General features: G+C 61.3%; 19 protein-coding genes. 17 read left to right on the top strand and 2 right to left on the bottom strand.

Annotated elements, in window-relative coordinates:
- Positions 1–426: 426 nt before the first annotated feature.
- Both QD208_RS04915 and glmS read left to right on the top strand, forming a co-directional pair.
- Positions 427–1,773 carry a UDP-glucose/GDP-mannose dehydrogenase family protein gene (locus QD208_RS04915; protein ID WP_107336361.1) on the top strand — a complete coding sequence of 449 codons (1,347 nt, stop codon included), beginning with the start codon at positions 427–429 and terminating at the stop codon, positions 1,771–1,773.
- Positions 1,774–1,980: 207 nt separating this feature from the next.
- The gene (gene glmS, locus QD208_RS04910) at positions 1,981–3,927 is read left to right on the top strand and encodes a glutamine--fructose-6-phosphate transaminase (isomerizing) (RefSeq protein WP_279835955.1); all 1,947 of its coding nucleotides are present in this window, start codon (positions 1,981–1,983) and stop codon (positions 3,925–3,927) included.
- Positions 3,928–4,052: 125 nt separating this feature from the next.
- Here glmS and QD208_RS04905 read toward each other — a convergent pair whose 3' ends face one another.
- Entirely contained in the window at positions 4,053–4,379 is a 327-nt protein-coding gene (locus QD208_RS04905) for a hypothetical protein (RefSeq protein WP_279835953.1), read from the bottom strand.
- A complete protein-coding gene (locus QD208_RS04900; protein ID WP_054556253.1) occupies positions 4,379–5,140 on the bottom strand; it encodes a sulfite exporter TauE/SafE family protein in 762 nt (253 codons plus the stop codon). Before QD208_RS04900 ends, QD208_RS04905 begins: the two co-directional genes overlap by 1 nt.
- A gap of 688 nt (positions 5,141–5,828) precedes the next feature.
- On the opposite strand from QD208_RS04900, the gene QD208_RS04895 reads away from it, so the two are divergent.
- The 15 genes from QD208_RS04895 (at position 5,829) to QD208_RS04825 (ending at position 25,841) form a co-directional block, all read left to right on the top strand.
- Positions 5,829–6,881: a glycosyltransferase family 2 protein gene (locus QD208_RS04895; RefSeq protein ID WP_279835950.1), complete on the top strand. Its 1,053-nt coding sequence runs from the start codon at positions 5,829–5,831 to the stop codon at positions 6,879–6,881.
- Positions 6,878–7,024, top strand: a complete 147-nt coding sequence (locus QD208_RS04890; RefSeq protein ID WP_279835948.1) for a hypothetical protein — start codon at positions 6,878–6,880, stop codon at positions 7,022–7,024. The genes QD208_RS04895 and QD208_RS04890 overlap by 4 nt, the downstream gene beginning before the upstream one ends.
- Positions 7,025–7,246: 222 nt before the next feature.
- Positions 7,247–8,356 (top strand): glycosyltransferase family 4 protein, encoded by a 1,110-nt coding sequence (locus QD208_RS04885; protein WP_279835991.1) that lies wholly within the window; start codon positions 7,247–7,249, stop codon positions 8,354–8,356.
- Between the two features lie 1,620 nt (positions 8,357–9,976).
- The gene (locus tag QD208_RS04880; protein WP_054556249.1) at positions 9,977–11,095 is read left to right on the top strand and encodes a polysaccharide export protein; all 1,119 of its coding nucleotides are present in this window, start codon (positions 9,977–9,979) and stop codon (positions 11,093–11,095) included.
- A 90-nt stretch (positions 11,096–11,185) separates the two neighbouring features.
- Complete coding sequence (locus tag QD208_RS04875) at positions 11,186–13,405, top strand: polysaccharide biosynthesis tyrosine autokinase (protein ID WP_279835945.1); 2,220 nt, start codon at positions 11,186–11,188, stop codon at positions 13,403–13,405.
- Positions 13,406–13,460: 55 nt separating this feature from the next.
- Entirely contained in the window at positions 13,461–14,771 is a 1,311-nt protein-coding gene (locus QD208_RS04870) for an exopolysaccharide biosynthesis polyprenyl glycosylphosphotransferase (protein WP_279832778.1), read from the top strand.
- 168 nt (positions 14,772–14,939) lie between these two features.
- Positions 14,940–16,082 carry a DegT/DnrJ/EryC1/StrS family aminotransferase gene (locus tag QD208_RS04865; RefSeq protein WP_279835943.1) on the top strand — a complete coding sequence of 381 codons (1,143 nt, stop codon included), beginning with the start codon at positions 14,940–14,942 and terminating at the stop codon, positions 16,080–16,082.
- 2 nt (positions 16,083–16,084) lie between these two features.
- Entirely contained in the window at positions 16,085–16,924 is an 840-nt protein-coding gene (locus QD208_RS04860) for a WbqC family protein (RefSeq protein WP_279835941.1), read from the top strand.
- Positions 16,915–18,384 (top strand): lipopolysaccharide biosynthesis protein, encoded by a 1,470-nt coding sequence (locus QD208_RS04855; protein WP_279835939.1) that lies wholly within the window; start codon positions 16,915–16,917, stop codon positions 18,382–18,384. The genes QD208_RS04860 and QD208_RS04855 overlap by 10 nt, the downstream gene beginning before the upstream one ends.
- Positions 18,378–19,502, top strand: a complete 1,125-nt coding sequence (locus QD208_RS04850; RefSeq protein WP_279835937.1) for a glycosyltransferase — start codon at positions 18,378–18,380, stop codon at positions 19,500–19,502. Before QD208_RS04855 ends, QD208_RS04850 begins: the two co-directional genes overlap by 7 nt.
- Positions 19,503–19,646: 144 nt before the next feature.
- Positions 19,647–20,636, top strand: coding sequence for a phosphoribosyltransferase family protein (locus QD208_RS04845; protein WP_279835935.1), 990 nt, complete (start codon positions 19,647–19,649; stop codon positions 20,634–20,636).
- Between the two features lie 114 nt (positions 20,637–20,750).
- Positions 20,751–21,548, top strand: coding sequence for a glycosyltransferase family 4 protein (locus QD208_RS04840; protein WP_279835933.1), 798 nt, complete (start codon positions 20,751–20,753; stop codon positions 21,546–21,548).
- Positions 21,549–21,556: 8 nt separating this feature from the next.
- A complete protein-coding gene (locus tag QD208_RS04835) occupies positions 21,557–22,675 on the top strand; it encodes a hypothetical protein (RefSeq protein ID WP_279835931.1) in 1,119 nt (372 codons plus the stop codon).
- A 192-nt stretch (positions 22,676–22,867) separates the two neighbouring features.
- Positions 22,868–24,034 (top strand): glycosyltransferase family 4 protein, encoded by a 1,167-nt coding sequence (locus tag QD208_RS04830; protein ID WP_279835929.1) that lies wholly within the window; start codon positions 22,868–22,870, stop codon positions 24,032–24,034.
- A 700-nt stretch (positions 24,035–24,734) separates the two neighbouring features.
- On the top strand, positions 24,735–25,841 hold the full coding sequence (locus tag QD208_RS04825) for a glycosyltransferase family 4 protein (protein ID WP_279835927.1): 1,107 nt from the start codon (positions 24,735–24,737) through the stop codon (positions 25,839–25,841).
- The last annotated feature ends 7 nt before the right edge of the window (positions 25,842–25,848 follow it).

The following is a 25,848-nucleotide window of genomic DNA, read 5'->3' as shown; positions in this document are numbered from 1 at the left end:
GCAGCGATGATTGCCCGTCACTGACTCAAGCGGCGCGTCTTTTCCCTGCGAGCTACCTGCAGTCTACCTGCAATCACCTGCGAGCCTTCTGGCCCGTGGGTTGGGTAACCTCGCGCCGCTGTCACGAAATATCGCTGTTCAATGGGGGGGATCCTCTTGCACAGGACATTGTCGGCATTTCTTTTTCGGCCAATGAAGGCGGGGAATTCCGCCTGCGAAGACATCTCTTGAGAGAGATCCGAGGGAAACCCGAGGGAGTCATGAGGGAGTCTTGAGGGAACAGAACTTCACGGCGAAATGCTCTGAAGTCCACCTCGATTGCCGCTGAAAAGCCGTCAGATGTGCACAGGATTCAGCCGTCATTGCCTCGTTTCACTTTGAGTATCACGACACGATCTGGCGACAAGGCCAGCAAGGATGACATCAATGAAGATCACGATTTTTGGAAGCGGTTATGTCGGTCTGGTCACGGGTACCTGCCTGGCCGACGTCGGCCACGACGTAGTGTGCATGGATGTGGACGCCGCCAAGATCGAGGGTCTCAAGCAGGGCGAGATTCCCATCTATGAGCCGGGCCTTGAAGGCATGCTGCTGCGCAACGTGGAAGCCGGTCGCCTGAGCTTCACCACCGACGCGCGTGAAGCCGTCGAGCATGGCGTGCTGCAGTTCATCGCCGTGGGCACGCCGCCGGATGAAGACGGCAGCGCCGACCTCAAGTATGTGCTGTCCGTTGCCACCACCATCGGCGAGCACATGAATGACTACAAGGTCATCATCGACAAGTCCACCGTGCCGGTGGGCACGGCAGACCGCGTCAAGGCGCGGGTCAACGACGTGCTCAAGGACCGTGGTGCAAGCGTCGATTTCGATGTCTGTTCCAACCCGGAATTCCTCAAGGAAGGCGCGGCGCTGGACGACTTCACGCGTGGCGCGCGCATCGTGGTCGGCACCGATTCCGAAGCGGTGCGTGAGCGCATGCGCGAATGCTACGCCCCCTACAACCGCAACCATGAAAAGCTGATGTTCATGGATGTGCGCGCCGCCGAGCTGACCAAGTACGCCGCCAACGCCATGCTGGCGACCAAGATCAGCTTCATGAACGAGATTTCCAACCTGGCCGAGCGTCTCGGCGCGGACATCGAGGAAGTGCGTCGCGGCATCGGCAGTGATCCGCGTATCGGCTACCACTTCATCTATCCGGGCTGTGGTTATGGTGGCTCCTGCTTCCCGAAGGATGTCCAGGCGCTGGCACGTACTGCCAGCCAGATCGGCTATGAAGCCGAGCTGCTGACCGCCGTGGAATCCGTCAACAAGCGCCAGAAGGTCACCCTGTTCGACAAGCTGTCACGGGCCTTCGATGGCGACCTCAAGGGCAAGACCATCGCCGTCTGGGGTCTGGCCTTCAAGCCCAATACCGATGACATGCGCGATGCGCCGAGTCGCACGCTGATGGAAGCGCTGTGGGCCGCTGGCGCGACCGTGCAGGCCTATGACCCGGAAGCGATGAAGGAATGCCGCCGCATCTACGGCGAGCGCGATGAGCTGGTACTGGTCGCGGACCGTCAGCAGGCGGTCAAGGGCGCCGATGCGCTGGTGATCTGCACCGAGTGGAAGGAATTCCGCACCCTGGATGGCGAGTGGCTGAAGTCTCAGCTCGGCTTCCCGGTGGTGGTCGATGGCCGCAACCTGTTCGAGCCCGCCGCCATGAAGGCCGCCGGCCTGATGTACTACGCGGTCGGCCGCGGTGACACCCTGCTGCTGAATCAGGCTTGAGCTTGCGGCTTGGCATCACAGCCCGGGCGTCAGTGCTCAAACGTCAGTGCTCAAGCGTCAATGCTCAGACATCAATGCTCAAGCAGGCATTGAACGTCGCTGAAAGATTCAGCACGCGTACCTGATCTGCGTACGCACTCCCTGATAGACATCCATTCAGTCGTGCCACGCTCCCCATGAGGGTGGCACGCAGTAGAGGAATTTCTCATGTGTGGCATCGTTGCCGGTCTGGCTCAGCGTGATATCAGCAAGATTCTGATCGAGGGGCTGCATCGCCTCGAATACCGTGGGTATGACTCCGCCGGCGTGGCGGTCATCGACCCTGCCGGAGAACTGCGTCGTGCGCGTGCCGTGGGCAAGGTGCGTGCGCTGGAAGACGAGCTGCGCGAGGCGCCGCTGTCCGGCGCCATCGGCGTGGCGCACACCCGTTGGGCGACCCACGGGCGTCCTGCCCAGCACAATGCGCACCCGCATCTCTCCAGTGAGCGGGTCGCCGTGGTGCACAACGGCATCATCGAGAACCACGAAGCGCTGCGCGGCGAGCTGGAAGGCGCCGGTTATGTCTTCACTTCCGAGACCGACACCGAGGTGGTCGCGCACCTGGTCGATCGCGAACTGTGCAGCGGCCTGGCACTGCCGGAGGCCGTCAATGCGGTCACCGCGCGTCTCGATGGCGCCTTCGCGCTGGCGGTGATGGAACAGCGCAACCCCGAGCTGCTGGTCGGTGCCCGTCAGGGCAGCCCGCTGGTGGTCGGCGTGGGGATCGATGAGCACTTCATCGCCTCTGACCCGCTGGCGCTGCTGCCGGTCACCGATCGCTTCATCTATCTCGATGAAGGTGACATGGTCGCCATCACGCCGGCGGGTATCCAGGTGCTGGAACGGACCGGCGACCGCGATGAGCTGACGCCGGTCACGCGTGAAGTGGTGCGTTACGAACACAGCGTCGAAGCCGCCGGCAAGGGCGAGTATCGCCACTTCATGATGAAAGAGATCATGGAGCAGCCGCGTGTGCTGTCGCGCACGCTGGCCGAGCGACTGGACCCGCAGGGCGTGCGTCTGGAGGCCTTCGATGTCTCGCGCCATTCCTTCCTAGCGGCAGACAATGGGGCTGAGAAAGGCAAGCAGGTCGTGGATGTGGCCCGCCTGACCCAGCTGTTCGCGGATGTGCGTCAGGTACAGATCATCGCCTGTGGTACCAGCTATCACGCCGGCATGGTGGCGCGTTACTGGCTGGAAGAGGTCGCCGGCATTCCGGCTCAGGTCGAGGTGGCCTCGGAATTCCGTTATCGCGAGCGGGTCGCGGCGCCGGGGACGCTGTTCCTGACTCTGTCCCAGTCCGGTGAGACCGCCGATACGCTGGCGGCGCTGCGCGACATCCAGAAGCTCAACCGTGAAGGCCCGCAGGCCGGTCACTATCTGGCAAGCCTTGCCATCTGCAACGTGGCGGGCAGCTCGCTGGTGCGTGAATCCGACCTGTCACTGCTGACCCACGCCGGGCCGGAAATCGGGGTTGCCTCCACCAAGGCCTTCACCACCCAGCTGGTAGCGCTGATGCTGACCACCCTGGCGCTGCGTCAGGCCAAGGGCGATGGTCAGACGGATGACCTGCTGAGCCGTCAGCTGCTGATGCGTCTCAAGGACCTGCCGCACGTGATCGAGCAATCCCTGGCGCTGGATGGGGAAATCGCGCAGCTGGCCGAGAAGTTCATGCACCGTCACCACACCCTGTTCCTCGGCCGTGGCAGCCAGTATCCCATCGCCATGGAAGGGGCGCTCAAGCTCAAGGAAATCTCCTACATCCACGCCGAAGCCTACGCGGCCGGTGAGCTCAAGCACGGCCCGCTGGCGTTGATCGATGAAGACATGCCGGTGGTGGCGGTCGCGCCGATGGATGACCTGATGGAGAAGCTGAAGTCCAACCTGCAGGAAGTTCGCGCCCGCGGCGGTCAGCTGTTCGTGTTCGCGGACCCGGAAGTCAGCCTCAAGGCCGGTGAAGGCGTTCACGTCGTCACCGTGCCGGGCGTCTGTCGCTTCCTCGCGCCGATCGTCTACGCGGTGCCGCTGCAGCTGCTCTCCTATCACGTCGCCGTGCTCAAGGGCACCGACGTCGATCAGCCGCGCAACCTGGCCAAGAGTGTCACGGTGGAGTGATCGACTGCGCTTGAGGCCATGAAGCAAACAAAAGGGACTGCCCATGGGCAGTCCCTTTTTTGTTGCAGGCTGTATGGAGGGCTTTATCGCGAGCTTTCTCGAGGGCTTGGCCTTGGGAAATCCCGTCAGCGCTTCACGCGCGCCAGCAGACGCTGCCAGCAGCGAATAACCAGTGACTGGCGATGCGTGTCAGCGTCTGGCTCACACTCGTCATCAGAGTCTTCGTCAGTCTCTTCATCAAGGGCTGGGCCGGAATGGCGAATGCAGAAGCGCTCCCCCGACGGTGCCATCATCCAGCGCGAGCTGCCCGCAGGAAGGCGTCCCGCCTGCACATCCTCATCGAGCTTTCTGCCCGCCGCCTTGATGGCGTCAATCGTGCTCTCCGACAACTCGATGAAGCCTTCATCGCCCGCTGGATCAGTCGCGTCCAGGGCTGGTGGAGTCTGAGTCATCAGATCAGGCCCTTGATGATCAGATTGACGCTCGAGACCAGCAGAATGGCATAGGCGACCTGACGCAGGCGATTGTCACTCAAGGGCGGTGGGAAGCGACGCGCCAGCTCGGTGAAGAGCATCACGACGAGGGCGCCCGACAGACCCACGAGCAGCAGCTGGGGCAGGGTGTCGCCGATACGCCCCGGGGCCGCGATGCTGAGGCCCATGCGCACGATGCCGGTGACGATGAAGACACCGAATAGCGTGCAGCGAATGGCGATCAGGGTCATCGGCTGACGATAGAGCACGACCACCAGAGGCGGGCCATTGGCCGCGAACAGCCCCCCCATCAGGCCTGACAGCACACCCGCGGTATGAAAGTGCCAGCGTGGCGATGTCGTGGCACGCGGGCCCGGTTGAGCCAGCAGGGCGAGACAGGCAATCAGGATGACGATGCCCAGCAACATGCCCAGCAGGGGGGCTCTTTCGCTGCCCAGCCAGACCGCCAGGAAATAGCCCACCGGCAGCATTGGCAGGCTGGTGACCAGCAGGCGGCGTGCCAGGCGCGGATTGATCTCTCGCCAGTGCCCGCGCATGGCCATCCCGTTGTTGAACAGGCCCAGCAGAGTACACAGCAATGCGGCGCTCTCGATGGGCAGCACATCGAGGGTCGCCAGCAGCCCCATCACGATCAATCCGAAGGCGAAACCGGTCAAGGTCTGGATATAGCTGGCGAGTGCCAGACTCATCATGATGGCGACAAGTTGCCAAGGCTCCATGAAGTCTCCGTGGGCAAGGGGGATAGAACAGAAAGGGCAGGGCGGCGCTGGCTTCAACATGCGCGAGGCCTGGCGCTGGCAGGCAAGGGAGCTTGAGAGCGGGCGCCGTGGGCGTGCGGGGAGGCCGACCAATGTCTGCCATCATAGCCTGCATCGCGCTCTGGCAGTATGACACTCGCGCAAAGTGCTCACGTTGATGTGCGTCACATAAGGCCGCGGGCATGACGGCTTTGATCGTGTTGGCTCAATTGGCTCAGTGGGCGGGGCGTATTTCAGTAGTCACTGATTCTCAGTATCTGGCATGAGTTGCCGGAGGATTGGCGCATAAGCGCTCATGATTTCGGCTTTTGGCGACAGCGCAGCTTGTTTGGGCTGAGGGGGATTATTAGTCTGTGGTCAACGGCGGGGCAGGAAGTGTCGCCATTTGCTGCCACTTTCTGCCACTACCTTTCTCACGAGCGGACATCCCTCCAGTGTCCACTCCTCAGGGTGACGTCGCTCACCTGTCATCTTCAGTCCAGGGTCAGCTTCTGGCGGATGAACGGGACTCAAGCACTAAAATATAAGAAATTGCGAATAAGAGTCAGTCGCAAGAACTGACCCACTCTTCAGTGCAGTGTGTGCTCTGCTTCGAGGGCGCTGGTCGGCTGTGCTGGTCAACGACAGTGAACAATAAAGAAGGCAGGGCATGGAACGCTATACAGGGAAGTCGCCTTACTTTTCCATCGTGACGCCAAATCACAATTCAGGGGATGGTCTTGCGCGCTGTATCAACAGCTTGCGTGACAACCAGGCATCCTATGAACACATCATCATTGATGATTGCTCGACGGATGATGGATTCCTGTGGGCTGAGCGACAGGCGCAGCAGCAAATGGAGCAGCAATCCTCAGTGTTCACGCCGCCCGGCGAGACGCCTGATATCCCCGGGCGGCTGGTTCTGCGCCGCAATCCTCACAACATGGGGCCGGGTGGCACGCGCAATCATGGTCTGAGCCTGGTCAGCGGCCGCTATGTGCTGTTCTGTGACGCCGATGATCATTTCGCGCCTGGCGCGCTGGATATTCTGCAGGCCCGCATCGAGACGTTCGACTCGCCCGAGGCGGTGGTCTTCCGCTACTGCCTGCAGGGCCCCAAGGGCGATCACGACAGCCTGGCATTCTGCCAGCAGGCCGAGGAGCGTCCGCTGGCCCGGGCCTTTCGTGACTTCATGCATGACACCATCGTGTCGTCTCCCTGGGGCAAGGCAATCCGCGCCGATCTGGCCTGCTCGCTGAGCTTCCCTGATCTGCCCGTGTCGCAGGATGGCCTCTATAACCTGGATCTGTTCGGACGCGCAGAGCGCGTGCTGTATCTGCCCGAGGTGCTGTATTACTTCGACAAGCGCAGTGACGGCTCTCTGACGCGCAAGCCGTTCAGCAACCAGGAACTGGACAAGTTCCACCGCAGCTGGCGGGTCTTCGCGGAGCATTATCGTGAGCATTTCGCCGCGACGCACGGCATGGCCCTGCTGGAAATCCGCGGCCTGCGTTTCGTCGGCGTCAGCTTCATCATGCGTCAGGCGATCAACAAGACGGCGGATGATTCGCGGGTGCGCAAGGTCGTGCTCGACCAGGTGCGACAAGCGTCCTGGTCATCTCTGCGCCAGCTCTCGCTGAAGGAGCAGGCGCTGTTGATGATCTATGCAGTGAGCCCGGCATTGTCCCGGCAACTTGTCCGCCGGAGCCAATACGCCTCATGAGCACTCATAAACATATCCTGTTCTATACCGGTGCCCAGTCACGCACCGGCGGCACCGAACGTGCCTGCGCCGATACCGCCAACATGCTGGCCGCCAGTGCTGGACGAACCTCGGAATCCCAGACGCCACGTCGCCTGAGGTGACGTGACCGTCGGCCGTCTTGATCTGCTGTTTGAGGTCCGCTCGACGCTTCCTGGGGCGAGCCGTGATGGCTGTGCCTTGTGTACCGGAGAGGGGGAGAGCGCGTGACGTGACGCGCTGACGGCGACTGATTGGTTGACTAGAAGAATGGTGAACTGACAAGTGAGGGCGGCCGCCCTCACTTTTTTGATGAACGAGAGCAGGAGGCTTTCGCCGTGAGAATCATGCATGTCATCTCGGCTCCCGCTTCTGGTGGCGCCGAGGTCTACGTGAAGGACCTGAGTCTTGGGATGGTGGCCGCAGGGCACAGTGTGCATATCACCTTTCTGGAAACCGCTGCGGAATGTGGCCGTGATCTCGAATACGAGCATCGCTTTCTGAACCAGCTGACTGCCGGCGGTGTCAGTTATTCGTTTCTGGGCACCGAGACGCGCCGGCGCCCGTGGCGAGGCGCGGCGAGGCTGCGCAGGGAAGTGATGCGTTTCGCGCCGGACGTGGTGCACTGCCACCTGTATTACGCGCTGATGTTCGCCTTCCGGCTGCCTAGCGCGCTTCCGGTGATCATGACGGTACACAACATCGAGCTAGGGGCGCCGAACTGGATGTTTCGGCTGTTTGATCGTCGCGTGACGGCCTACGTCGGCATCTGTCGCGCCTGCACCGACAAGCTTGCGCCGATTGCGGCGCGTCCGGTGGTGCAGATCGACAACGCCGCATCCGGGGCGCGCCTCAAGGCCAGTGGCTGGCGCGAGGCGAATCAGCAGGCCCCGGTACAGCTGGCGGCGATCGGTCGTCTGACCGATGCCAAGCAATACCCCCTGATGCTGGAAAGCTGCGCCAGACTCAAGGCGCAGGGCCTGGCCTTCACGCTCAGGATCGCCGGCGAGGGGCCGCACAAGGCACAACTGATTGCGCAGATCGAGGCGCTCGGACTCGCTGATGAGGTCAGCTTGCTGGGCAATATCTCGGATGTGGCGGGGCTGCTGGCCAGCGCCGATGCCTTCATCATGTCATCCGCCTGGGAAGGGTTGCCGATCTCGCTGCTGGAGGCGACGCTCAGTGGCCTGCCGGTGCTGGTCACCGATGTCGGCGGCTGTGCCGAGGTGGTGCATCGGGTCGGCAATGGCCTGGTGGTCGACCAGCACACGCCTGAGCGCTACGCCGAGGCGTTGGGGCGACTGGTGGGGGATGCTGAACTACGGCGTGCCTTCGCCCGCAACGCGCGCCGTTACGGGGCGAGTTACCACATCGATACCGCCCTGAGCGGGCATCTGGCACTGTATGGCAGCCACCAACCGGCGCAGGACGCCTCGGGGCTGGAGGTGACGCCCTGAGTGTCCCCAGCGAACACCGAAGTGACGGAAAGGCATGTTCAGGAAAGCCGGCCACGTTGCGTCGCTCATGATCGCTATTGGAAAGGCCAGGGGGTGTCGCTGACACCCCCTGGCCTTTTCGCCTTTGGGGCGTGTCCAGGCGTGGTCGAGGCATCTGCGCGGTATCTGCGGCGCGTTTGCGGGGCATATCCAGGGATCTGCGGAGCGTATGTGGGGCCTGTGCAAAGTGCAGTTGGGATTTCTCATTCTGCGAAGGTGAGTCAGATGATAAGTTGTTGCTAAATTAAAGTAGTTTTATTTCGCAATATGCATTAGATGCGCTAAGGGTAATCTGTCGTCTGTCAGGTACCTGACTGCCAATGATGAGGATTAGGGGAAACAGCTTAAAGTTACCACCGCCAGTACAATCGTCTCGACGACCCGACAATTCCTTGCTGTTGAAGTCAATTGATTTATTATCAGCCCTGTTGAAGAGGGGACAGTCATGTCGCTTATTGGCGAATCAGACGTCGCCGGTAAAGCGCCGGGTTCTCTTCGCTGCGACGTGCGTCATGTCACGGCCTATCGAGGTCGTCGGGCATGGCCAGGGCATGCAGACAGCATGTGCAGGAGTCGAGCGACACAAGCGCGATACAAGCACGAGACAAGAGCAGGCCGGGCCTCGCAGATGGGCAGTCAGGCGGGTAGAGGTACCGCTCCAGCGTGCGACACCGGGTACGGCGAAATGCCTCATGAGAAGGCATCAAGTCCCGGGGTCGAGTCTGGAGACGGGGTCATTGCCGCTGGGTGGTCAGTCAGACCCGAGCTTGCCACAGACGTACAGGATAGTGCGTCAGCTCAGGCAGAGAATGTCAGTAACACATTGTATTAAATGGATTTGATATATTGGACGTGATTGATGAAGCCGTCGGTGCCTTACGCGCCAGCGGCCGTGTCCCTTGCCTTGCGGGGCATTGGGCGGTCGCCTCATTCGAGGTCGCGCTACCTGCCAGGTCGGGCAGATGGCGCAGGCGCATCCGGGCGATCGAGCGTTGCACCTCAATCATCGCACCTCTCCATGGAATGCATGCGGGCATGAATTCTCATCCCGTTCTGACGCTGCCGTGCCAGTTGACTCACCAACGAGATGGACAGATCTCGCCTGCTTGAAGGGGCTGCACAAACCTTCCGTCGACAGTGGCTCCTGACAGGTTCAAGCAGCGAGTCGCTTGAACAGAAATGTCAATAAAAGTGCAAGAAAGAAGCAATCAGTAATGTTGGCGAGATCAATCTTATAAGTAGCGGTTAATCAAATTAGTCATGTTGTCTTGATTGATGAGAAAGTCGATCAATACAATATGTTTCATGTGTTAGATACCTGGTAATGAATTACTAAAATACTAATAAACGTTCCATTTCGGAGTTCGGTCATGGGCATGTGTCATGGACACATGCCTGACGTGTGTCCGGTGATATCGCAGGGGTATCGAAGGGCAGGCGTGACCACTCCATGACAGATGACATGTACGCCAACAGGGCGCCGCTATCGGCAGCAGGGGAGAACGCCAGTTCCTCGGGGCGGTAGCGTGCCGAAACAGCGCCTGGCGGTAGCGGTCAGGATCACAGGGGAAGAGACAGGATATGGATATACCGGTCAGAACGACGCTCCGGGCGTTCTCATTTGCCGCCGTGGTATTGGCGATGAGCGGGTGTGCCTTCGCGCCCGGTGGGCACATGGATTATGAAGCCGAGGTCGCGCCGCTGACCGACCAGGTGGAAGTCACGCCGATCACCCCCGGGCTGATCTCCAACTATCGCGCACGCCCCGCCCAGACCGCTCCCGCGCCGCCTGAGCTGGTCGATGACATCAAGCAGTACGTCTACCGCGTGGGCGGCGGCGACATTCTGGCCATCAATCTGAGCACGCCGCTGGACCTGGCTCAGGAAAGCGGTGTGCAGCGTCAGACGGTCGAGGCACTGACCTACATCGTCCAGCCGGATGGCACGCTGTTCTACCCCTATGTCGGGCGCATCAACATTCGCGACATGACGGTGGATGAAGTGCGCGCCGCGCTGGTCGCGGGGCTGTCCCGTTACATCACCGAGCCGCAGGTCAATGTCTCGGTGGCGCAATTCCGCTCCAAACGCGTCTATCTGAGTGGCGCCGTGACCGAGCCAGGCTTCGTGCCGGTCACGGATGTCCCGCTGACCCTGATCGATGCCATCAGTGCCAGCGGCGGGGTCACGGCACTGGCCAACACCCACAACATCACGCTGACGCGCGACGGCCAGCAGGAGCACCTGAGTCTCTATCAGCTGCTGCAGCAGGGCGACATGCGTCAGAACCGTCTGCTCAAGGATGGCGACGTGATCAATGTGCCGGTGGCGGAAGACCAGAATGTCTTCGTGCTCGGTCAGGTACTCAAGCCCGGCAACATGCCGGTGGGCAATGAACGTCTGAGCCTCACCGATGCGCTGTCTCGGGCCGGCGGGGTCGATGAAGACCGCGCCAATCCGTCAGGCGTCTTCGTGGTGCGTGAAAATTCGCCGGAGTCCGACAAGCTGGCCACGGTCTTCATTCTCGATATCTCGGATGCGACCTCGCTGATGCTGGGCGCGCGCTTCCCGCTGCAACCGCGTGATGTGGTCTACGTGACCGCCGCACCGGTCAGCCGCTGGAACCGTGTGCTGAGCCAGCTGCTGCCGTCCGTGACCAGTACCGGGGCCTTCGTCTCGGTCATCGATGACATCGAGGATTGAGGTCATGTCCCACTCCCGCATGGCAGGTCGCGTCGCGACCTGCCGTATCACCTGCCTGCCGGGCCTGAATCGTTTACTCAAGGCGGCGTCATGAATCAGTACACCTCTCCCATGCCATCCTCTTCTGCACAGCCTGGCAAGGACACCACGCGCCGACTCGATTTCAGCACCATTCTCGCCTTGCTCTGGCATCGACGCTGGTGGCTGATCGGCAGCACGCTGCTGTTCACCCTCCTGGGCATCTATCTCGTCGGTAGCCAGCAGCGCATCTACCTGGCCGATTCCCTGATCCAGATCGAGGACAAGGGCGGCAGCGCCAGCCTGCTGGGGCCGCTGGCCGGTCAGGCGACCGGCAGCGACGAGAGCAGCACCAGCGATGAGCTGGAAATTCTCGCCTCACGACTGGTACTGGGCCAGGCCGTGGATCGCGAGCGCCTCAATATCGTGGTCTCTCCGGTGCGTTACCCAGTCATCGGTGACTGGCTCTCCAACCGCCATCTGCGCCTGCCGGCAAGCCTGGGCGGGCAGGAGTACGCCTGGGGCGATGACACCCTCAAGGTCACCACGCTCGAGCTCAGTGGCCCGTGGCAACAGCAGACGCTGACCCTCGAGGCCCTGGGCGATGAGCGCTACCGCCTGCTGGATGCCGAGGGTCAGGCGATCGTCGATGGCAAGGTAGGCGAGAACGCGCTGGCGGAGGGCATCAAGGTCTTCGTGCGCGAGTTGTCAGCCGAGCCGGGGGCACGCTTCACGCTGACCAGCATCTCGGATCTGAGCGCCATCAACTCGCTCAAGTCGCGCTTCACCGCCGTGCGCAATGGCACCGACACCGGGGTGGTCACGCTGAGCCTGTCCGGTAGTGACCAGACCGCCATCGTCAACACCCTGGACACCATCACCAATGTCTTCCTGCAGCAGAACATCGAGCGGGAATCCGCCGAGGCGGACAATCAGCTCGGCTTTCTGGGCGACCAGATCCCGACGCTGCGTGGCCAGCTCGATGAGGCCGAATCGGCACTCAACGACTATCGCCGCCGTCGCGACTCGGTCGATCTGACCGCCGAGAGTCAGCAGGTGATGGAGAATCTCGTCGGGCTGGACAATCAGCTGACCGAGATCAAGCTGCGCCTGGCCGAGCTGTCCCGAGCCTACACCAGCGAGCACCCGGCCTATCGGGCGCTGGTGGCACGCCGTGATTCGCTCAATCAGGAGAAGGCGCGCGTGCAGAAGCAGGCCGAGCAACTGCCGGCCGCCCAGCGCGAGGCGCTCAACCTGAATCGCAATGTCACCGTCAGCCAGGAAATCTATGTCGCGCTGCTCAACAAGCGCGAGGAAGTGCGCCTCAAGAAGGCCGGCACCGTCGGCAACGTGCGCATCCTCGACTCGGCGGTACTTCAGCCAGTGCCCATCTCGCCGAAGACGTCCCTGATGCTGGCCGTGTTCTGCATGATCGGCCTGATGCTGGGCGCGCTGGTAGTTCTACTGCGTCATGCGATGCGCAAGGGCATCGACACCGCCGAGCAGATCGAGGCGCTGGACCTGCCTGTCTACGCCACGGTGCCGCTGTCGCCACTGCAGCAAGACATGATGCGTCGCGTGCGTCTCAAGGGAGAGAGGAGCGGTCGCGAGATCTATCAGGGGGTGCTGGCCACCTCCCAGCCGTCTGACATCAGTATCGAGGCCCTGCGCAGCCTGCGTACCAGCCTGCACTTCGCCCTGCTCGACAATCGTCGCAAGTCGGTGATGTTCACCGGACCGAGCCCGGGCATCGGCAAGAGCTTCGTCAGCCTCAATCTGGCGGCGGTGAGTGCCGAGGCCGGCCAGCGCGTGCTGCTGATGGATGCCGACATGCGCCGTGGCCACCTGCATCACGCCTTCCAGCGTACCTCCGAGCAGGGTGGCCTGTCGGACATTCTGAGTGCCAGCAAGTCACTGGATGAGGTGCTGTATCGCTCCAATATCGACAATCTTGATTTCCTGGGCCGTGGCGTCGCGCCACCCAACCCGTCGGAGCTGTTGATGCAGCCCAATTTCGCCGAACTGCTGGAGCAGCTCGGTGAGCGTTACGACCTGATCATCATCGACACGCCGCCGGTGCTGGCCGTGACCGAAGCGCTGATCATCGGTCGTCACGTCGGTGCCAGTCTGATGGTGGCGCGCTTTGGCATGAACCAGGTGCGCGAACTCGAGCATGCGCGCAAGAAACTCGAGAACAATGGCATTCACGTCAAGGGCGCCATCCTGAATGCCATCGAACCGCAAGCCGGCGACAAGCATGGCTACGGCTATTACAACTACAGCTACGCCTGACACCGTCTCGCTTGGCAGCTCTCAAGACGCTTGAATCACGGAGGAGGTAAGCACGATGAGCGGTATACCCTTGTCGATGGAGCACCAGCGGCGTTACTCCCATCACTACGAACGCTTGCTGGCCAGCAAGCGATTGCAGCTGATCTTCGGGATGCTGGTGGTGGTCATCGCACCGGCACTGTACCAGGCCGGGCTGAACCAGCTGATGCCGGGTGACACCCACTGGTGGCTGACCAGTGATGCCCAATGGCATGCCCTGTTGGGCACCGGCGCGGCATATACACTATCGGTAACGGCGGTCAATCGCCTATCTCGCCTGCCGGGCACGCGCTCCTACCTCTATGTCGTGCCGGCGATCGTCATCTCCTATCTGACCTTGATGATGGTGCTGGGGGTGCTGGGGCTTGAGTATTCGCGTCACCAGGTCGGCCTGTCCTTCCTGCTCGCGGTGAGCCTGTGCACGGTCTACTACTACATCGACACCCGGGTGCGCCGGATGCGCTTCGCGGTGGTGCCCTACGGCAAGGCGCCGAGTCTGTGCACCCGTCCGGGCGTCGAGTGGCTGTCGTTGCGCGGACCGGATCTGGTCGGCCTGCCACGCATCGATGGCGTGGTGGCGGACCTGCGCGGTGAACTGCCCAGCGAGTGGGAGAGCTTCCTGGCGGACTGCACCATCCACCGTATCCCGGTCTATCACGCGACCCATGCCCACGAGATGATCACCGGTCGAGTACTGTTGGATCACCTCTATTCCAACGAATTCGGCTCGCTGACGCCGCGGGAAGACTATGAGGTCATCAAGCGCTGGATGGACTTCACCGTCGCCGCGCTCATGCTGCCGCTGCTGGCGCCCGTCATGTTGCTGACGGCGCTGGCGATTCGCCTCGATAGCCCCGGGCCGGTGATCTTCCGCCAGCCGCGCATGGGCTTTCACTGCCGTCCCTTCACCGTCTACAAGTTCCGCAGCATGTATGACGGCATGAAGGGCGCAGGCTTCACCCAGGAAGGCAGTGATCCACGCATCACGCGAGTCGGGCGCTTCATCCGCAAGTGCCGTCTCGATGAGCTGCCCCAGCTGTTCAATGTGCTCAAGGGCGACATGAGCTTGATCGGCCCGCGCCCCGAGTCGATGAATCTGGCCGACTGGTATCGCAAGGACGTGCCGTTCTTCCACTACCGCCATGTCGTGCGCCCGGGCATCACCGGCTGGGCACAGGTCGAGCAGGGTTACGCCGCTGAAGTGGAAGGCATGATCCGCAAGCTGGAATACGACTTCTTCTACATCAAGCACTTTTCCTTCTGGCTCGATCTGCTGGTGGTGATCCGCACCATCAAGATCGTGATCAGCGGCAACGGCTCGCGCTGAGCGAGCCTTCACTATCTGTAGACGAGTGTCTCCGCAGGCGAGTGTGCGGCCATTCTCTGAAACGTGTAGCGAGTCGCTGCCAGAGGACCCCGGCAGCGAACGCACTGCACCGTCACTCGTCTGCTGTCAGAGCCAACCTTCATCTGATGTACGAAAGGAGTCGATATCATGATTACGGTGACGCGTCCCTACTTCCCGGAGCGGGAGAATTTCGACCGCTATGTGGATTCCATCTTCGAGGGGCGCTGGTTGACCAACCACGGCCCGCTCGAGCAGGAACTCACTCGGCGCCTGGAAACCTACCTGGGCGTCGAGAACCTGCTGCTGGTCAGCAATGGCACCCTGGCGCTGCAGATCGCCTATCGCGCGCTGGGCATCGCCCAGATGCCGGGCCAGTACGAATCGGCGGAGGTCATCACCACGCCCTTCACCTTCATCGCCACCGCCAGCAGCCTGAAGTGGGAGGGCATGCAGCCGGTGTTCACGGATATCGACCCCGACACCCTGTGTCTGGACCCGGCACGCATCGAGTCGGCCATCACGCCACGCACCCGTGCCATCGTGCCGGTGCACGTGTTCGGCAATGCCTGTGATGTCGAGGCCATCGATTCGCTGGGCGAGGCGCATGATCTGAAGGTCATCTATGACGGTGCCCACGCCTTCGGCGTGACCTATCGCGGCAACAGCCTGCTGTCACATGGCGATGCCAGCACCCTGAGCTTCCACGCCACCAAGCTGTTCCACAGCATCGAAGGCGGCGCGATCATCTTCAAGCGCAAGGAAGACCTGGAGCGTGCCCGCAAGTTGATCAACTTCGGCATCACCGGCCCGGAGTGCATCGAAGAGCTGGGCATCAATGCCAAGATGAATGAGTTCCAGGCGGCGATGGGGCTGTGCGTGCTGGATGAGATCGAAGGCAATCTGGAGAGCCGGGCGCTGGTCTGGCATGCCTATGCCCAGGCGCTGCGCGGCAATGTCCAGCTGCAGACCCGCCAGACCGGCGCCAGCCTGAATTACGCCTACTTCCCGATCATTCTCGAAAGCGAAAGCATGCTGCTCGAGGTGATGCAGCGTCTGCAGCAGGAAGGCTATCTGGCACGACGTTACTTCTGCCCGTCGCTGGAATCGCTGTCCTTCCTCGGGCGGCCCGCCGCCGAATTGCAGGATGAGGATGTCATCACCCCGCAGATCGTGCATTCCACCGATATCGCCAGTCGTATCCTGTGTCTGCCGCTCTACTCGGGGCTTGAGGTCAGCGAGATCCTCGGGGCGGTGCGCATCATCGTCAATCGCCACGTCAAGGCCGCCTGATCATGAACATCGCGATCATGCAGCCCTATCTGTTCCCGCATATCGGCTATTTCCAGCTGATGCATGCCTGTGACGAGTTTCTCGTCTATGACGATGTCGCCTTCATTCCGCGTGGCTATATCCATCGCAACAATGTGCTGCTGGGCGGCAAGGCACATCGCTTCACGCTGTCGGTACCCAAGGCGTCGCCCAACCGTTTGATCAGCGAGCTCGTCTTCGGTCCGACACCGGACAGCCTGCTGACAATGCTGCATCACGCCTATGCCAAGGCACCGTATTACGCAGAGGTCATGCTGCTGCTGCAGGCGGTGTTCCAGCATGAAGATCGCCGCATCGGGGCGCTGTGCAAGTACAGCTTCGAGCGGGTGTGTGACTACCTGGGGCTGGAGTGCCGCTTTCTGCTCACCAGTGAGCTTGAGCACGATCGCAGTCTCAAGGCCCAGGACCGTCTGATCGAGATGTCACTGATGCGCGGGGCCGAGGGTTACATCAACAGCATCGGTGGCCGCAAGCTCTACCAGGCGGCCCCCTTTGTGGCCAATGGCATCACGCTGTCATTCCTCGCAAGTCAGCCGAGTGACTACTGCCAGACTCCGCTTGATTCGCGTCGCTCAGGGCGTCAGGCGGAGTTCGTCGCCGGCCTGTCGATCATCGATGTGCTGATGTGGTGCTCACCGGGCGAGGTGCGCGCAAGACTCGCCGAGTACCAGCTGTTGACGGAAGACCGGGAGCTGCTGCGCGCCGCGGGCAATGCCACTGGTAACACGGCTGCTGTGCCGGGACAGTTGGCGCGCGATGTCACGGCCCACTCGGTTCAGGGAGGCCTCGCCTCGTGTCACTGAGCAACAAGACCACCATCGGCATTCTGTGGAATTTCATGGATCAATTATTGCGGCGTGGCATGGCCAGTCTGGTCACGCTGCTGCTGGCGCGGTTGCTGGTACCGGAAGATTTCGGACTGATGGCGATGGTGCTGGTCTTTCTGACCATTGCCTCGGCCATGATGGATTCCGGTCTTCAGCAGGCCATTCTGCGCATGCCGACCCTCGGTCCGCGCGATGCCAGCACCGCCTTCTTCAGCAATATCGCCTTCGGGGTGCTGGCCTACGGCCTGTTGTATGCCAGTGCTCCCCTGATCGCCGACTTCTATACCGAACCACGCCTGATCGCGCTGGTGCGTATCGGCGGCATCGTGGTGCTGATCAATTCCTTCGAGGTCATTCAGGGCGCGATGCTCAACCGTGCGCTGGATTTTCGCACGCGCATGAAGGCTGGCATTCCCGGCAGCGTGGTGTCGGGCGGGGTGGCAGTGCTGGTCGGATGGCTGGGCTTCGGTGTCTGGGCGTTGGCTGGGCAGATGCTGACGGCAGCGCTGGTCACTACCGCCTTGATGTGGTGGTGGGGCAGCTGGCGCCCGCGGCTGGAATTCGATGTGGTGTCGTTCAAGGCGATGTTCCGCTTCGGCTACAAGATGTTCCTGTCACGCATGCTGGATGTGGTGTTCGTCAATCTCTACGTGTTGGTGATCGCCAAGCTGTTCTCTGCCTCGGTGGCGGGGCTGTTCTTCTTCGCCGAGCGACTCAAGGAGCTGGTGATCAACCAGTTGGTGACTGCCATCCAGAACGTGACCTTCCCGGCCTTGGCGAGTATCCAGCACGACTCGATACGCCTGAAGGGAGCCTATCGTCGCATCCTGCAGGTCATGGTCTTTCTGCTGTTTCCAGGGGTGCTGCTGTTGGCAGCCCTGGCGGAGCCACTGTTCCTGACATTGTTCCCCAGCCGTTGGCTGGACGCCGTACCGTATCTGCAATTGATGTGCATCGCGGCCGTCATGCATCCGCTGAGTGTGCTCAATCTCAACGTGCTGCAGGTCAAGGGGCGTTCGGACCTGTTTCTCGGACTCGAGATCGTCAAGAAGGTATTGATCTGTGCGGTACTGGCGGTGACCTGGCGCCATGGCGTGATGGCGATCCTGTTCGGCCAGATCGTGGTGGCGGTGGTGTCCTACATCCCCAATGCCTGGTTCTCGCGGGAATTGATCAACTACAGCATCCGCGAGCAGCTGGGCGATTTCCTGCCGGCTCTGTTGCTGGCCAGTGCGGTGGCGGGCATGACCTGGTGGGCCGTGCCAGCGCTATTGGCCATCTGGCCGGCACCGATGGTACTGGTGGTGTCAGGTCTGCTGGCAGGGGCGGCCTATCTGGTGCTGTCCTGCTGGCTGCGCTTCGCAGCCTGGCAGTACGGCGCAGGCTGGATCCAGGAGCGTCTTTCACAACGGAAAGTGGGGAATACTGCATGTTAGAGCTGAGTTATGCCCGGGCACTCGCGACGCCCCTCATGAATGGCATCCCGCAGACGGGGCCCTTGCTTGTACCGCCGGCACCCGCCGAGGAAGCCGCCATCATGGCGGAGTGGGAGGGCGATCTCAGCGCCCCGCGCGTCTCGGTGATGTGCTTCGCCTTCAATCATGGCGACTACATTCGCATGGCGCTGGATGGCTTTCTGATGCAGCGCACGCGTTTTCCGTTCGAGATCGTCGTGCATGACGATGTCTCGACGGATGGCACGCGGGAAATCATCGAGGAATATGCGGCCCGTTACCCGAACATCGTGCGGCCGATCCTGCAGGACGTGAACCAGTACTCACAACATATCTGGCCGATCACCTTCTGCATGCCGGTGATGCGCGGCGACATCATTGCCTACTGCGAAGGCGATGATTACTGGATCAAACCCGACAAGCTGGCCCGTCAGGTCGCCTTGTTCGACGCCAATCCCGAGGCGACGGTCTGCTTCCATCCGGCGCTGGAATTCAATGAAGCCACCGACGAGCATTCGCTCATCTGCCGTTATGCCGATAGCGTGAAGAAGATCTCTGCCGAGGCAGTGATCGGGCTGCGCGGTGCCTCCATTCCATCACCGGCCTTCAGCTTCCGACGCATCGACACCACCGTCGACGCGATGATGGCGTCCTGTCGCGGCGCCCCGATCATGGACTTCTTCCTGCAGTCCTACATGGCACTGCAAGGCGAGACTCTCTATTACGAAGATGCTGCCTGTGTCTATCGCCGCAATGCCAAGGGTTCCTGGACATCGCAGCAGCAGGAAAGCGAGGTCGAACTGCGCTATCAACGCGACATGATCTCGGCCATCGACGTCTTTCATGCCCATACTCGGCATATGCCGCATTCCGACAGCCTGTATATCCCGCTCTATCACTATTTCAAGCAATATGTGATGGCGCCCGCGAGCGCCATGCAGCGCCTGGCCAACTTCCGCCAGGGGGTCGCGCTGCTCTCGCACATGGACCGTAGTCGGCTGCTGCGCCTCGTGCGCCAGGATGTAATGACCAGATTGACAGGGGCTCGTCGCCGTCGTGTGCCAAACGACAGCGCAGCGCAGAAGCGTAAAAGCGCCTGAATGCCCCCGGCTATCAGGGTGTGATGAGGGCGATTGAAGCATTTGATGACAGGGCGTCGTCAAGATCACCAGAAAGCGCTGCAACACACAAAAGCGCGAAGGATATCGGCCTGGGGCCGTCATGAGTCGCAAGGGGACCGCAACATGAATTATCGCAGTTATGCCGACCTGAGTTCGGATATCGCCAGGCAGTTGTCGCGCCTGCAGGCCGGGAATTTCGATCTGATCGTCGGGATCCCGCGCAGTGGAATGGTTCCGGCCTACATGATCAGCGCCATGCTCAATCGGGCCTGCACGGATCTCGACACCTTCATCGCCAACGGCTCGCCCGGCAAGGGAATGACGCGCAAGCTCCGGGGTACGGCGCAGAGAGCCTGGGAAAATCAGCGCGTGCTGCTGGTCGATGACAGTTTCAACAGTGGAGCCTCGCTCAAGGTCTCCCTGGCGCGTATTCCGACAGAGTGTCCCTGCGAGATCACCACCTGCGTCATCTATGCCAACCCGGCACCGGTGGTGGGGGTGGACATGTATCTGGTCGAGTTGGAGCATCCACGCGCCTTCCAGTGGAATCTGTTTCATCATCCGGCGCTGGCCGATAGCTGCCTGGATATCGATGGCGTGCTGTGCCTCGACCCGACGCCTGAGCAGAACGATGATGGCCCACGCTATCGCGACTTCCTGACCAGCGCAGCGCCTCTGCATATCCCGACCTACCGGGTGCACTCGCTGGTCACCAACCGGCTGGAAAAATATCGTCCCGAGACGACCGCCTGGCTGGCCCGTCACGGTGTCGAGTATGACCACCTGATCATGCTTGACCTGCCCAGCAAGGAAGAGCGGCTGCGCCAGAATCGCCATTCGAGTCACAAGGCGGATTACTACCGTGACTCCGGCTGTCGCCTGTTCATCGAAAGCGAGGTGGGGCAGGCCACCAACATCACGCGCATGACCGGCAGGCCCGTCTATTGCGTGGACGCCCACCAGATGATGACCCCCGAGTGGGCCTCGATGTCAGCGCAGAAGAAGGGTCAGGTGCTGGTGTGCACGTTCAAGCGCATGGCGCGCCGGGTCGTGACCTGGTTGCCGGCGCCGCTGGCCCGCCAGGCGCGCAGTGTCTATCAGCGCCTGGCCTGAACGCACCGAAGGAAGTGGGGCTGACGTTGATCGCCATGTGCAGATGGCATGGCGGTCATCGTGAACTGACTCGATCGAGCCTGGCTCAAGGCAAACAATGGCGAAGGAGTGGCAATGAAGACGCATCGGATGGCGCTTTTGGTCATGGCACGGCAGATGACCCCCGAGACTCGCCAGATGCTGGCGTTGGCGGCAGGGCTTACGCGCCTGGGTCACGAGGTGGACCTCATCGTGCCCCAGGCCCATGAGGAGTTGATCGAAGGTCTGGCACATGGGGTGCGGCTGGTAGAGCTGGGCGTGCACAGTGAGTTGACGGGCGTGCTGGCCCTGACGCGCTATCTGGCGCGTCATCGTCCGTGTGTACTGTTGTCCAGCGGTCTGGAAGCCAACCTCAATGCGCTCAAGGCGCGCCGTCTGGATCGCTGGCGCGTGCCGGTGATTGCGCATCATGCCGTGGCGCCGGCCAGTGAACTGGTGGCCGCGGGCAGCAAGGCGCGGGGCCTGAGACGCAGAATGGCGCTCAAGTATCCGCATGCGGCACTGGTGCTGGTCGAAAGCGATGAAGCCGGCTGCCAGGCACGCTACGAGGGCGGCATCGAGGCAGCGCGCGTCGTGACGTTGCCGTTGGCCCCTGATGAGGAGACGGGCGCGCTGAGCGAGCATCAATTGATGCAGTGCCTGTCGCTGATGCTGTCAGCAGCCGAGGTCGAGGGCGCATCACCCTTCTCGTCCCAACGCTGGCAGGTCAGCAGTGGGGGAGCTGCGGCTGGCCTCGCGCAGTCCTCATCAACGCTTGACACCCCTGGCGTGGTGAGTCGGCAGGCCACCAGCGCTGATACCGGCGCGTCCGCGTCCCTCATGCCATCCGCCGAACTGCAGGCCGAACTGGCCAACAGCGGCGCACGAGAATAAGTCTTTCCATGGATGCCATACTGCTCGACCTGCCCAATCTGCTTTTCTGCCTGCTACTGGTAATGGTCGGCTTCGTGCGCGGCTGGGTGACGCGCAATGTCGCGATCATCCTGGGCCTGAGCAGCCTCGTGCCGTACCTGCTCAACAATGTGCTGTTCTCACCGGAATACATGCCTGACCAGTTTCGCTACTGGAAGCAGGTCATGGCATTTCGCGCCATGGATTGGGACACGATAGACCATGCACTGACCGTCTCATCTTCTTCGGGGCTGCTGGCGCTGCTGCCGTTGCCGTTGGTTGAGACAATTTCCAGTCTGGGTTTCTTCAACAAGTTCCTCTACATCGGCGGCCTGATGGTCATGTTGCGTCGCGGCATCATCTCCCACGCGGTGTTGCTGTTCTTGCTGTGCTACCCGAGTCTGGTGCTCTACAGCTCGCTGAGCCTGCGCGATACTCTGGTGACGGGGTTCATGCTCACCAGCTTCCTGCTGGCCATCGAGCGTCGGCCGGGTTGGGCGCTGTTGATGCTGATGCCGCTTTGGCTGATCAAGTTCCAGAATATGCTGATCATGCTGATCTTCCTGAGCGTCTACGTGGTTTATGACGTAAGCCGCCGTGGCCTGTCCACCAAGCGCTTCTGCTGGTTGCTGGTCGGGTTGGTCGCCAGTGTGATGATCATCTACCCACTGGCGGTGGATCAGATCAACTTCTTCCGTGCGGCCATGTACATCGAGGATGGCGGCAAGAAGGAAGATATCGAAATCATCCAGGGCTTCGGGGATTTCCTGGTTACCGGCATACAAGGGGCACTGTACTTCCTGATCAAGCCGCTGCCCTGGGAAGCCGCCAATGCGCTGCAGCTGATTCAGGCGGGTGAGAATCTGTTGGTGGTCGCCTTCCTCGTCTGGCTGACCCTCAAATGCTGGCAGGTCCAGCGCGAGAAGACGCTCTTCTGGCTGCTGTATCTGATCGGCGCCTTCACCATCTATGGGCTGGTCGTCTTCAACTACGGCACCGCGGTGCGCTATCGCTTCCCGTTCCTGGTCATCTATGTGGTGTGCATGGCGCATGACACAGGGCTGGTACGTCTGTGGCAGCAGCAACGCCGGCCGGCGTTGCTGGACTGACCTGCTGGACTGAGTTGCCGGCCTGAGCTGCTGGACTGAGCCACGACGTCTTTCCTTTCGTGCTGGTGTCGCTTCTCGGTCGTTTCTCTTGTTGTTTGTTTCTCTTATCGAAGGTCTCTCTTCCGGATGCTTCCGGTCGCGCGCTCAAGCTCGCGCGATGTTCTTCTTCGCATGACACGCAAGGAATGCCCCATGCCAACACGTGACGCCCAGCCCTCCACGGTGGTGCTGGTTTCCAACTCGTCGTTCTTTCTCTACAACTTCCATCGCGGTGTCATCGAAGGGCTACGTGATTCGGGCTATCGCGTGGTGTGTCTTGCGCCCACCGATGCCCATAGTGAACGCCTGGTGGACGAGCTCAAGGTCGAGCATCGTGCGCTGGGCATGGAAGGCAAGGGCACCTCGCTGATCGGAGAGGGCAAGAGCCTGCTGGCACTGCTGGGGACATTGCTGAAACTCAAGCCGCGCTATGTTCTCAACTTCACCATCAAGGCCAATGTCTATTCGGGACTGGCCTGTCGTCTGCTCAAGATTCCCTATACCAACAACGTCTCGGGGTTGGGCACCGCCTTCATACACGACAGCTGGCTGTTTCGTCGCGTGCGTGCGCTGTATGGCTTCGCCAATCGTGGCGCACGTTGCGTGCTCTTCGAGAACCGCGATGACCAACGCCTGTTCATGCGCCTCGGGCTGCAGAAGTCCACGCCGTCTGTCGTGCTGCCCGGCGCCGGTATCGACCCGCAACGCTTCGTCTTTGCGCCGCAGCCGCAGACGCCACCGCTGACCTTCGTGATGGTCGCACGCCTGATCGGCGACAAGGGGGTGCGGGAATACGTGACGGCGGCCGAGCGTCTGCATGAGCGTTATCCGCAGGCACGCTTCTGGTTGATCGGCCCGTCGGGAATCAGCAACCGCACCGCGATCAGCGATGAGGAAATCGCTGCCTGGCGCGAGCGCGGCATATTGCACTACCTGGGCGAACAGCGGGATGTACGCCCCTTCCTGGCCGAGGCCAATGTGCTGGTGCTGCCGTCGTACCGGGAAGGCATGCCGCGCACGGTACTGGAGGCGGCCTCGATGGGGCGTCCGGCGATCGTCAGTGATGTGCCGGGCTGTCGCAGCTCGGTCAATCCCGGCGTCACTGGCTGGCTGTGCGAAGCGGCCAATGTCGAGTCTCTTGAGCAGCAGATGCAGGGCTGTCTGGACATGCCACATGCGGCGTTGATCGAGATGGGGCAGGCGGCGCGCTTGCGTATCGAGCGTGAATTTGATCAGCAGATCGTGGTGCGTGCCTATCTGGGCTGTCTGCAGCACACACTGGATATCGAGTCACGTAAGTCAGTACTCGCTACTGCGTGAAGAGTGTCTGTAAGATGGTGAATTAATAGTGTTTTCTTGATGATAATGAAGAAATTCGTCATCGACAGTTGGGTGAATATCAGAAATTCCCCAATAGGCAAGCGTGCATACTAGCCCCACCAGGGAATAGTGATCATGGTGCATGGCTCGCTGTCTTGCGCGGTCAACAGCGATACAGCGATGAGTTTGTATCTTCCAGCACGACCCCAGCCTTTTCTCCCTCATCATTTCACTCGTATGAGAGCATCTTGATATGCCTCGAGTGATGCCAGTGAAGATAGTCGACAAACAACAGAGAGCCGGCATGAACGGATATCGCTTTTGTGTCCAATGTGGAGGTGCCAGCGTCCATCGCGTCAAGCGACATTGGTGGCAACGATTGCTCAAGAGCTCGCCTAGGTACCGGTGTGAGGATTGCGGCATCATCAATGAGGTGTCGACTGAAGCATTGCGGCCGACTGGTAAAGCCGGTCAGGACACGATCGAAACTATACGTTAGCGCTATCAGAGCCGAAATCAGAACCTTTCGGCCGAACGCTTCCCTCCCGTTTTTTGATATCCCCCCCTTTCTCCCGCCATTGACTCCTGTCGGTGGCGGTTTTTCTGCGCCGCAGTTGTGCATCGCGACGATGCAGTGCGACATTTCGCATGCCGAGTGTATGCCTCGTGGCGAGCATTTCCCTTTGGAGCGTATGAGCCAATGAAGATTCTGTTTGTCGTCGGTAATCTTTCCAGCGACGGGGGCACGGAACGTGTCACATGCGAAATCGCCAATGGACTGGTACGGACGGGTCACGAGGTGATGATCGCGAGCCTGTTCGGGCCAGCGACCAGCTCGTTTGCCCTGGATAACAGCATCACGACCTGTTGCCTGAATCTGAGGGAAGCAAGAGGAAGTGCCCGGCGTTCGCTGGGAATCAGTTCTGCGTTGCTGACCAAGGTCCGCCATCAACAGGCCGATGTGGTGGTGCTGGTGGATTCGATCCTGTTTGCCTTCTGTGCGCCGTGGGCCCCGTTCCAGCGCGCCAGGATCATCTGCTGGGAGCATTTCAATCTCGCCACCGATCATGGTTCACGCCTGCGTTCGGTGGGGCGCTCGACCGCCGTGCGTCTGGCCGACGCCATCGTGGTGCTCACCGAGCGGGATGCCGAGGCCTGGCGAGCGCGCTATCGCATCCGTGACAAGGTCGGCGCTATCTGGAATCCGGTACCGCACTTCCCCAAGCCCAGCGAGGAGGATGCAGCGTCGCGTACCGTGCTTGCCGTCGGGCGCCTGACGGAGCAGAAGGGCTTCGATGTGCTGCTGAGCGCCTGGCATAAGGTCGTGTCGGTCCACCCTGACTGGCGGCTGCGCATCGTCGGCTGGGGCGAGGATGAAAATGACCTCAAGGCCCAGGCCTGGACATTGGGCCTGAGTGACAGCGTCGTCTTCGTGGGCCGCACCTCTCAGGTGGAAAAGGAGTATCAACGCGCGGCGCTGTACGTGATGAGCTCACGCTGGGAGGGGCTGCCGATGACCCTGCTGGAAGCGCAATCCTTCGGCTTGCCGGTGGTCTCGACAGACTGTGAGACCGGGCCTGCCGAAATCCTGGCCGGCGGCAGCGGCGTGCTGGTGGATGTCGAGGACGATGAGGCTCTGGCGCGCGAGATCCGTGATCTGATCACGGATGAAGCCCGTCGCAGCGAGATGTCCCTGCTGGCGCGCGACAATGCCGCGCGCTTCGATGCGGACACCCTGTGCGGCGAGTGGCAGCAGTTGCTGGAGCGCCTGACCTCCGGTCGAACCCGCATCGCGGATGCCTCGTGAATCCTCC

The sequence above is a fragment of the Cobetia sp. 29-18-1 genome (assembly GCF_029846405.1).
GTDB classification, from domain to species: domain Bacteria; phylum Pseudomonadota; class Gammaproteobacteria; order Pseudomonadales; family Halomonadaceae; genus Cobetia; species Cobetia amphilecti.
The sequence above is the reverse complement of the archived record's forward strand: the minus strand, read 5'-3'. Positions and strand labels throughout refer to the sequence as shown.

Bases quoted from the DNA above. Each gene is read 5' to 3' on its own strand.
- QD208_RS04915 (WP_107336361.1), top strand. From the start codon at position 427: ATGAAGATCACGATTTTTGGAAGCGGTTATGTCGGTCTGGTCACGGGT.
- glmS (WP_279835955.1), top strand. From the start codon at position 1,981: ATGTGTGGCATCGTTGCCGGTCTGGCTCAGCGTGATATCAGCAAGATT.
- QD208_RS04905 (WP_279835953.1), bottom strand. From the start codon at position 4,379: ATGACTCAGACTCCACCAGCCCTGGACGCGACTGATCCAGCGGGCGAT.
- QD208_RS04900 (WP_054556253.1), bottom strand. From the start codon at position 5,140: ATGGAGCCTTGGCAACTTGTCGCCATCATGATGAGTCTGGCACTCGCC.
- QD208_RS04895 (WP_279835950.1), top strand. From the start codon at position 5,829: ATGGAACGCTATACAGGGAAGTCGCCTTACTTTTCCATCGTGACGCCA.
- QD208_RS04890 (WP_279835948.1), top strand. From the start codon at position 6,878: ATGAGCACTCATAAACATATCCTGTTCTATACCGGTGCCCAGTCACGC.
- QD208_RS04885 (WP_279835991.1), top strand. From the start codon at position 7,247: ATGCATGTCATCTCGGCTCCCGCTTCTGGTGGCGCCGAGGTCTACGTG.
- QD208_RS04880 (WP_054556249.1), top strand. From the start codon at position 9,977: ATGGATATACCGGTCAGAACGACGCTCCGGGCGTTCTCATTTGCCGCC.
- QD208_RS04875 (WP_279835945.1), top strand. From the start codon at position 11,186: ATGAATCAGTACACCTCTCCCATGCCATCCTCTTCTGCACAGCCTGGC.
- QD208_RS04870 (WP_279832778.1), top strand. From the start codon at position 13,461: ATGAGCGGTATACCCTTGTCGATGGAGCACCAGCGGCGTTACTCCCAT.
- QD208_RS04865 (WP_279835943.1), top strand. From the start codon at position 14,940: ATGATTACGGTGACGCGTCCCTACTTCCCGGAGCGGGAGAATTTCGAC.
- QD208_RS04860 (WP_279835941.1), top strand. From the start codon at position 16,085: ATGAACATCGCGATCATGCAGCCCTATCTGTTCCCGCATATCGGCTAT.
- QD208_RS04850 (WP_279835937.1), top strand. From the start codon at position 18,378: ATGTTAGAGCTGAGTTATGCCCGGGCACTCGCGACGCCCCTCATGAAT.
- QD208_RS04845 (WP_279835935.1), top strand. From the start codon at position 19,647: ATGAATTATCGCAGTTATGCCGACCTGAGTTCGGATATCGCCAGGCAG.
- QD208_RS04840 (WP_279835933.1), top strand. From the start codon at position 20,751: ATGAAGACGCATCGGATGGCGCTTTTGGTCATGGCACGGCAGATGACC.
- QD208_RS04835 (WP_279835931.1), top strand. From the start codon at position 21,557: ATGGATGCCATACTGCTCGACCTGCCCAATCTGCTTTTCTGCCTGCTA.
- QD208_RS04830 (WP_279835929.1), top strand. From the start codon at position 22,868: ATGCCAACACGTGACGCCCAGCCCTCCACGGTGGTGCTGGTTTCCAAC.
- QD208_RS04825 (WP_279835927.1), top strand. From the start codon at position 24,735: ATGAAGATTCTGTTTGTCGTCGGTAATCTTTCCAGCGACGGGGGCACG.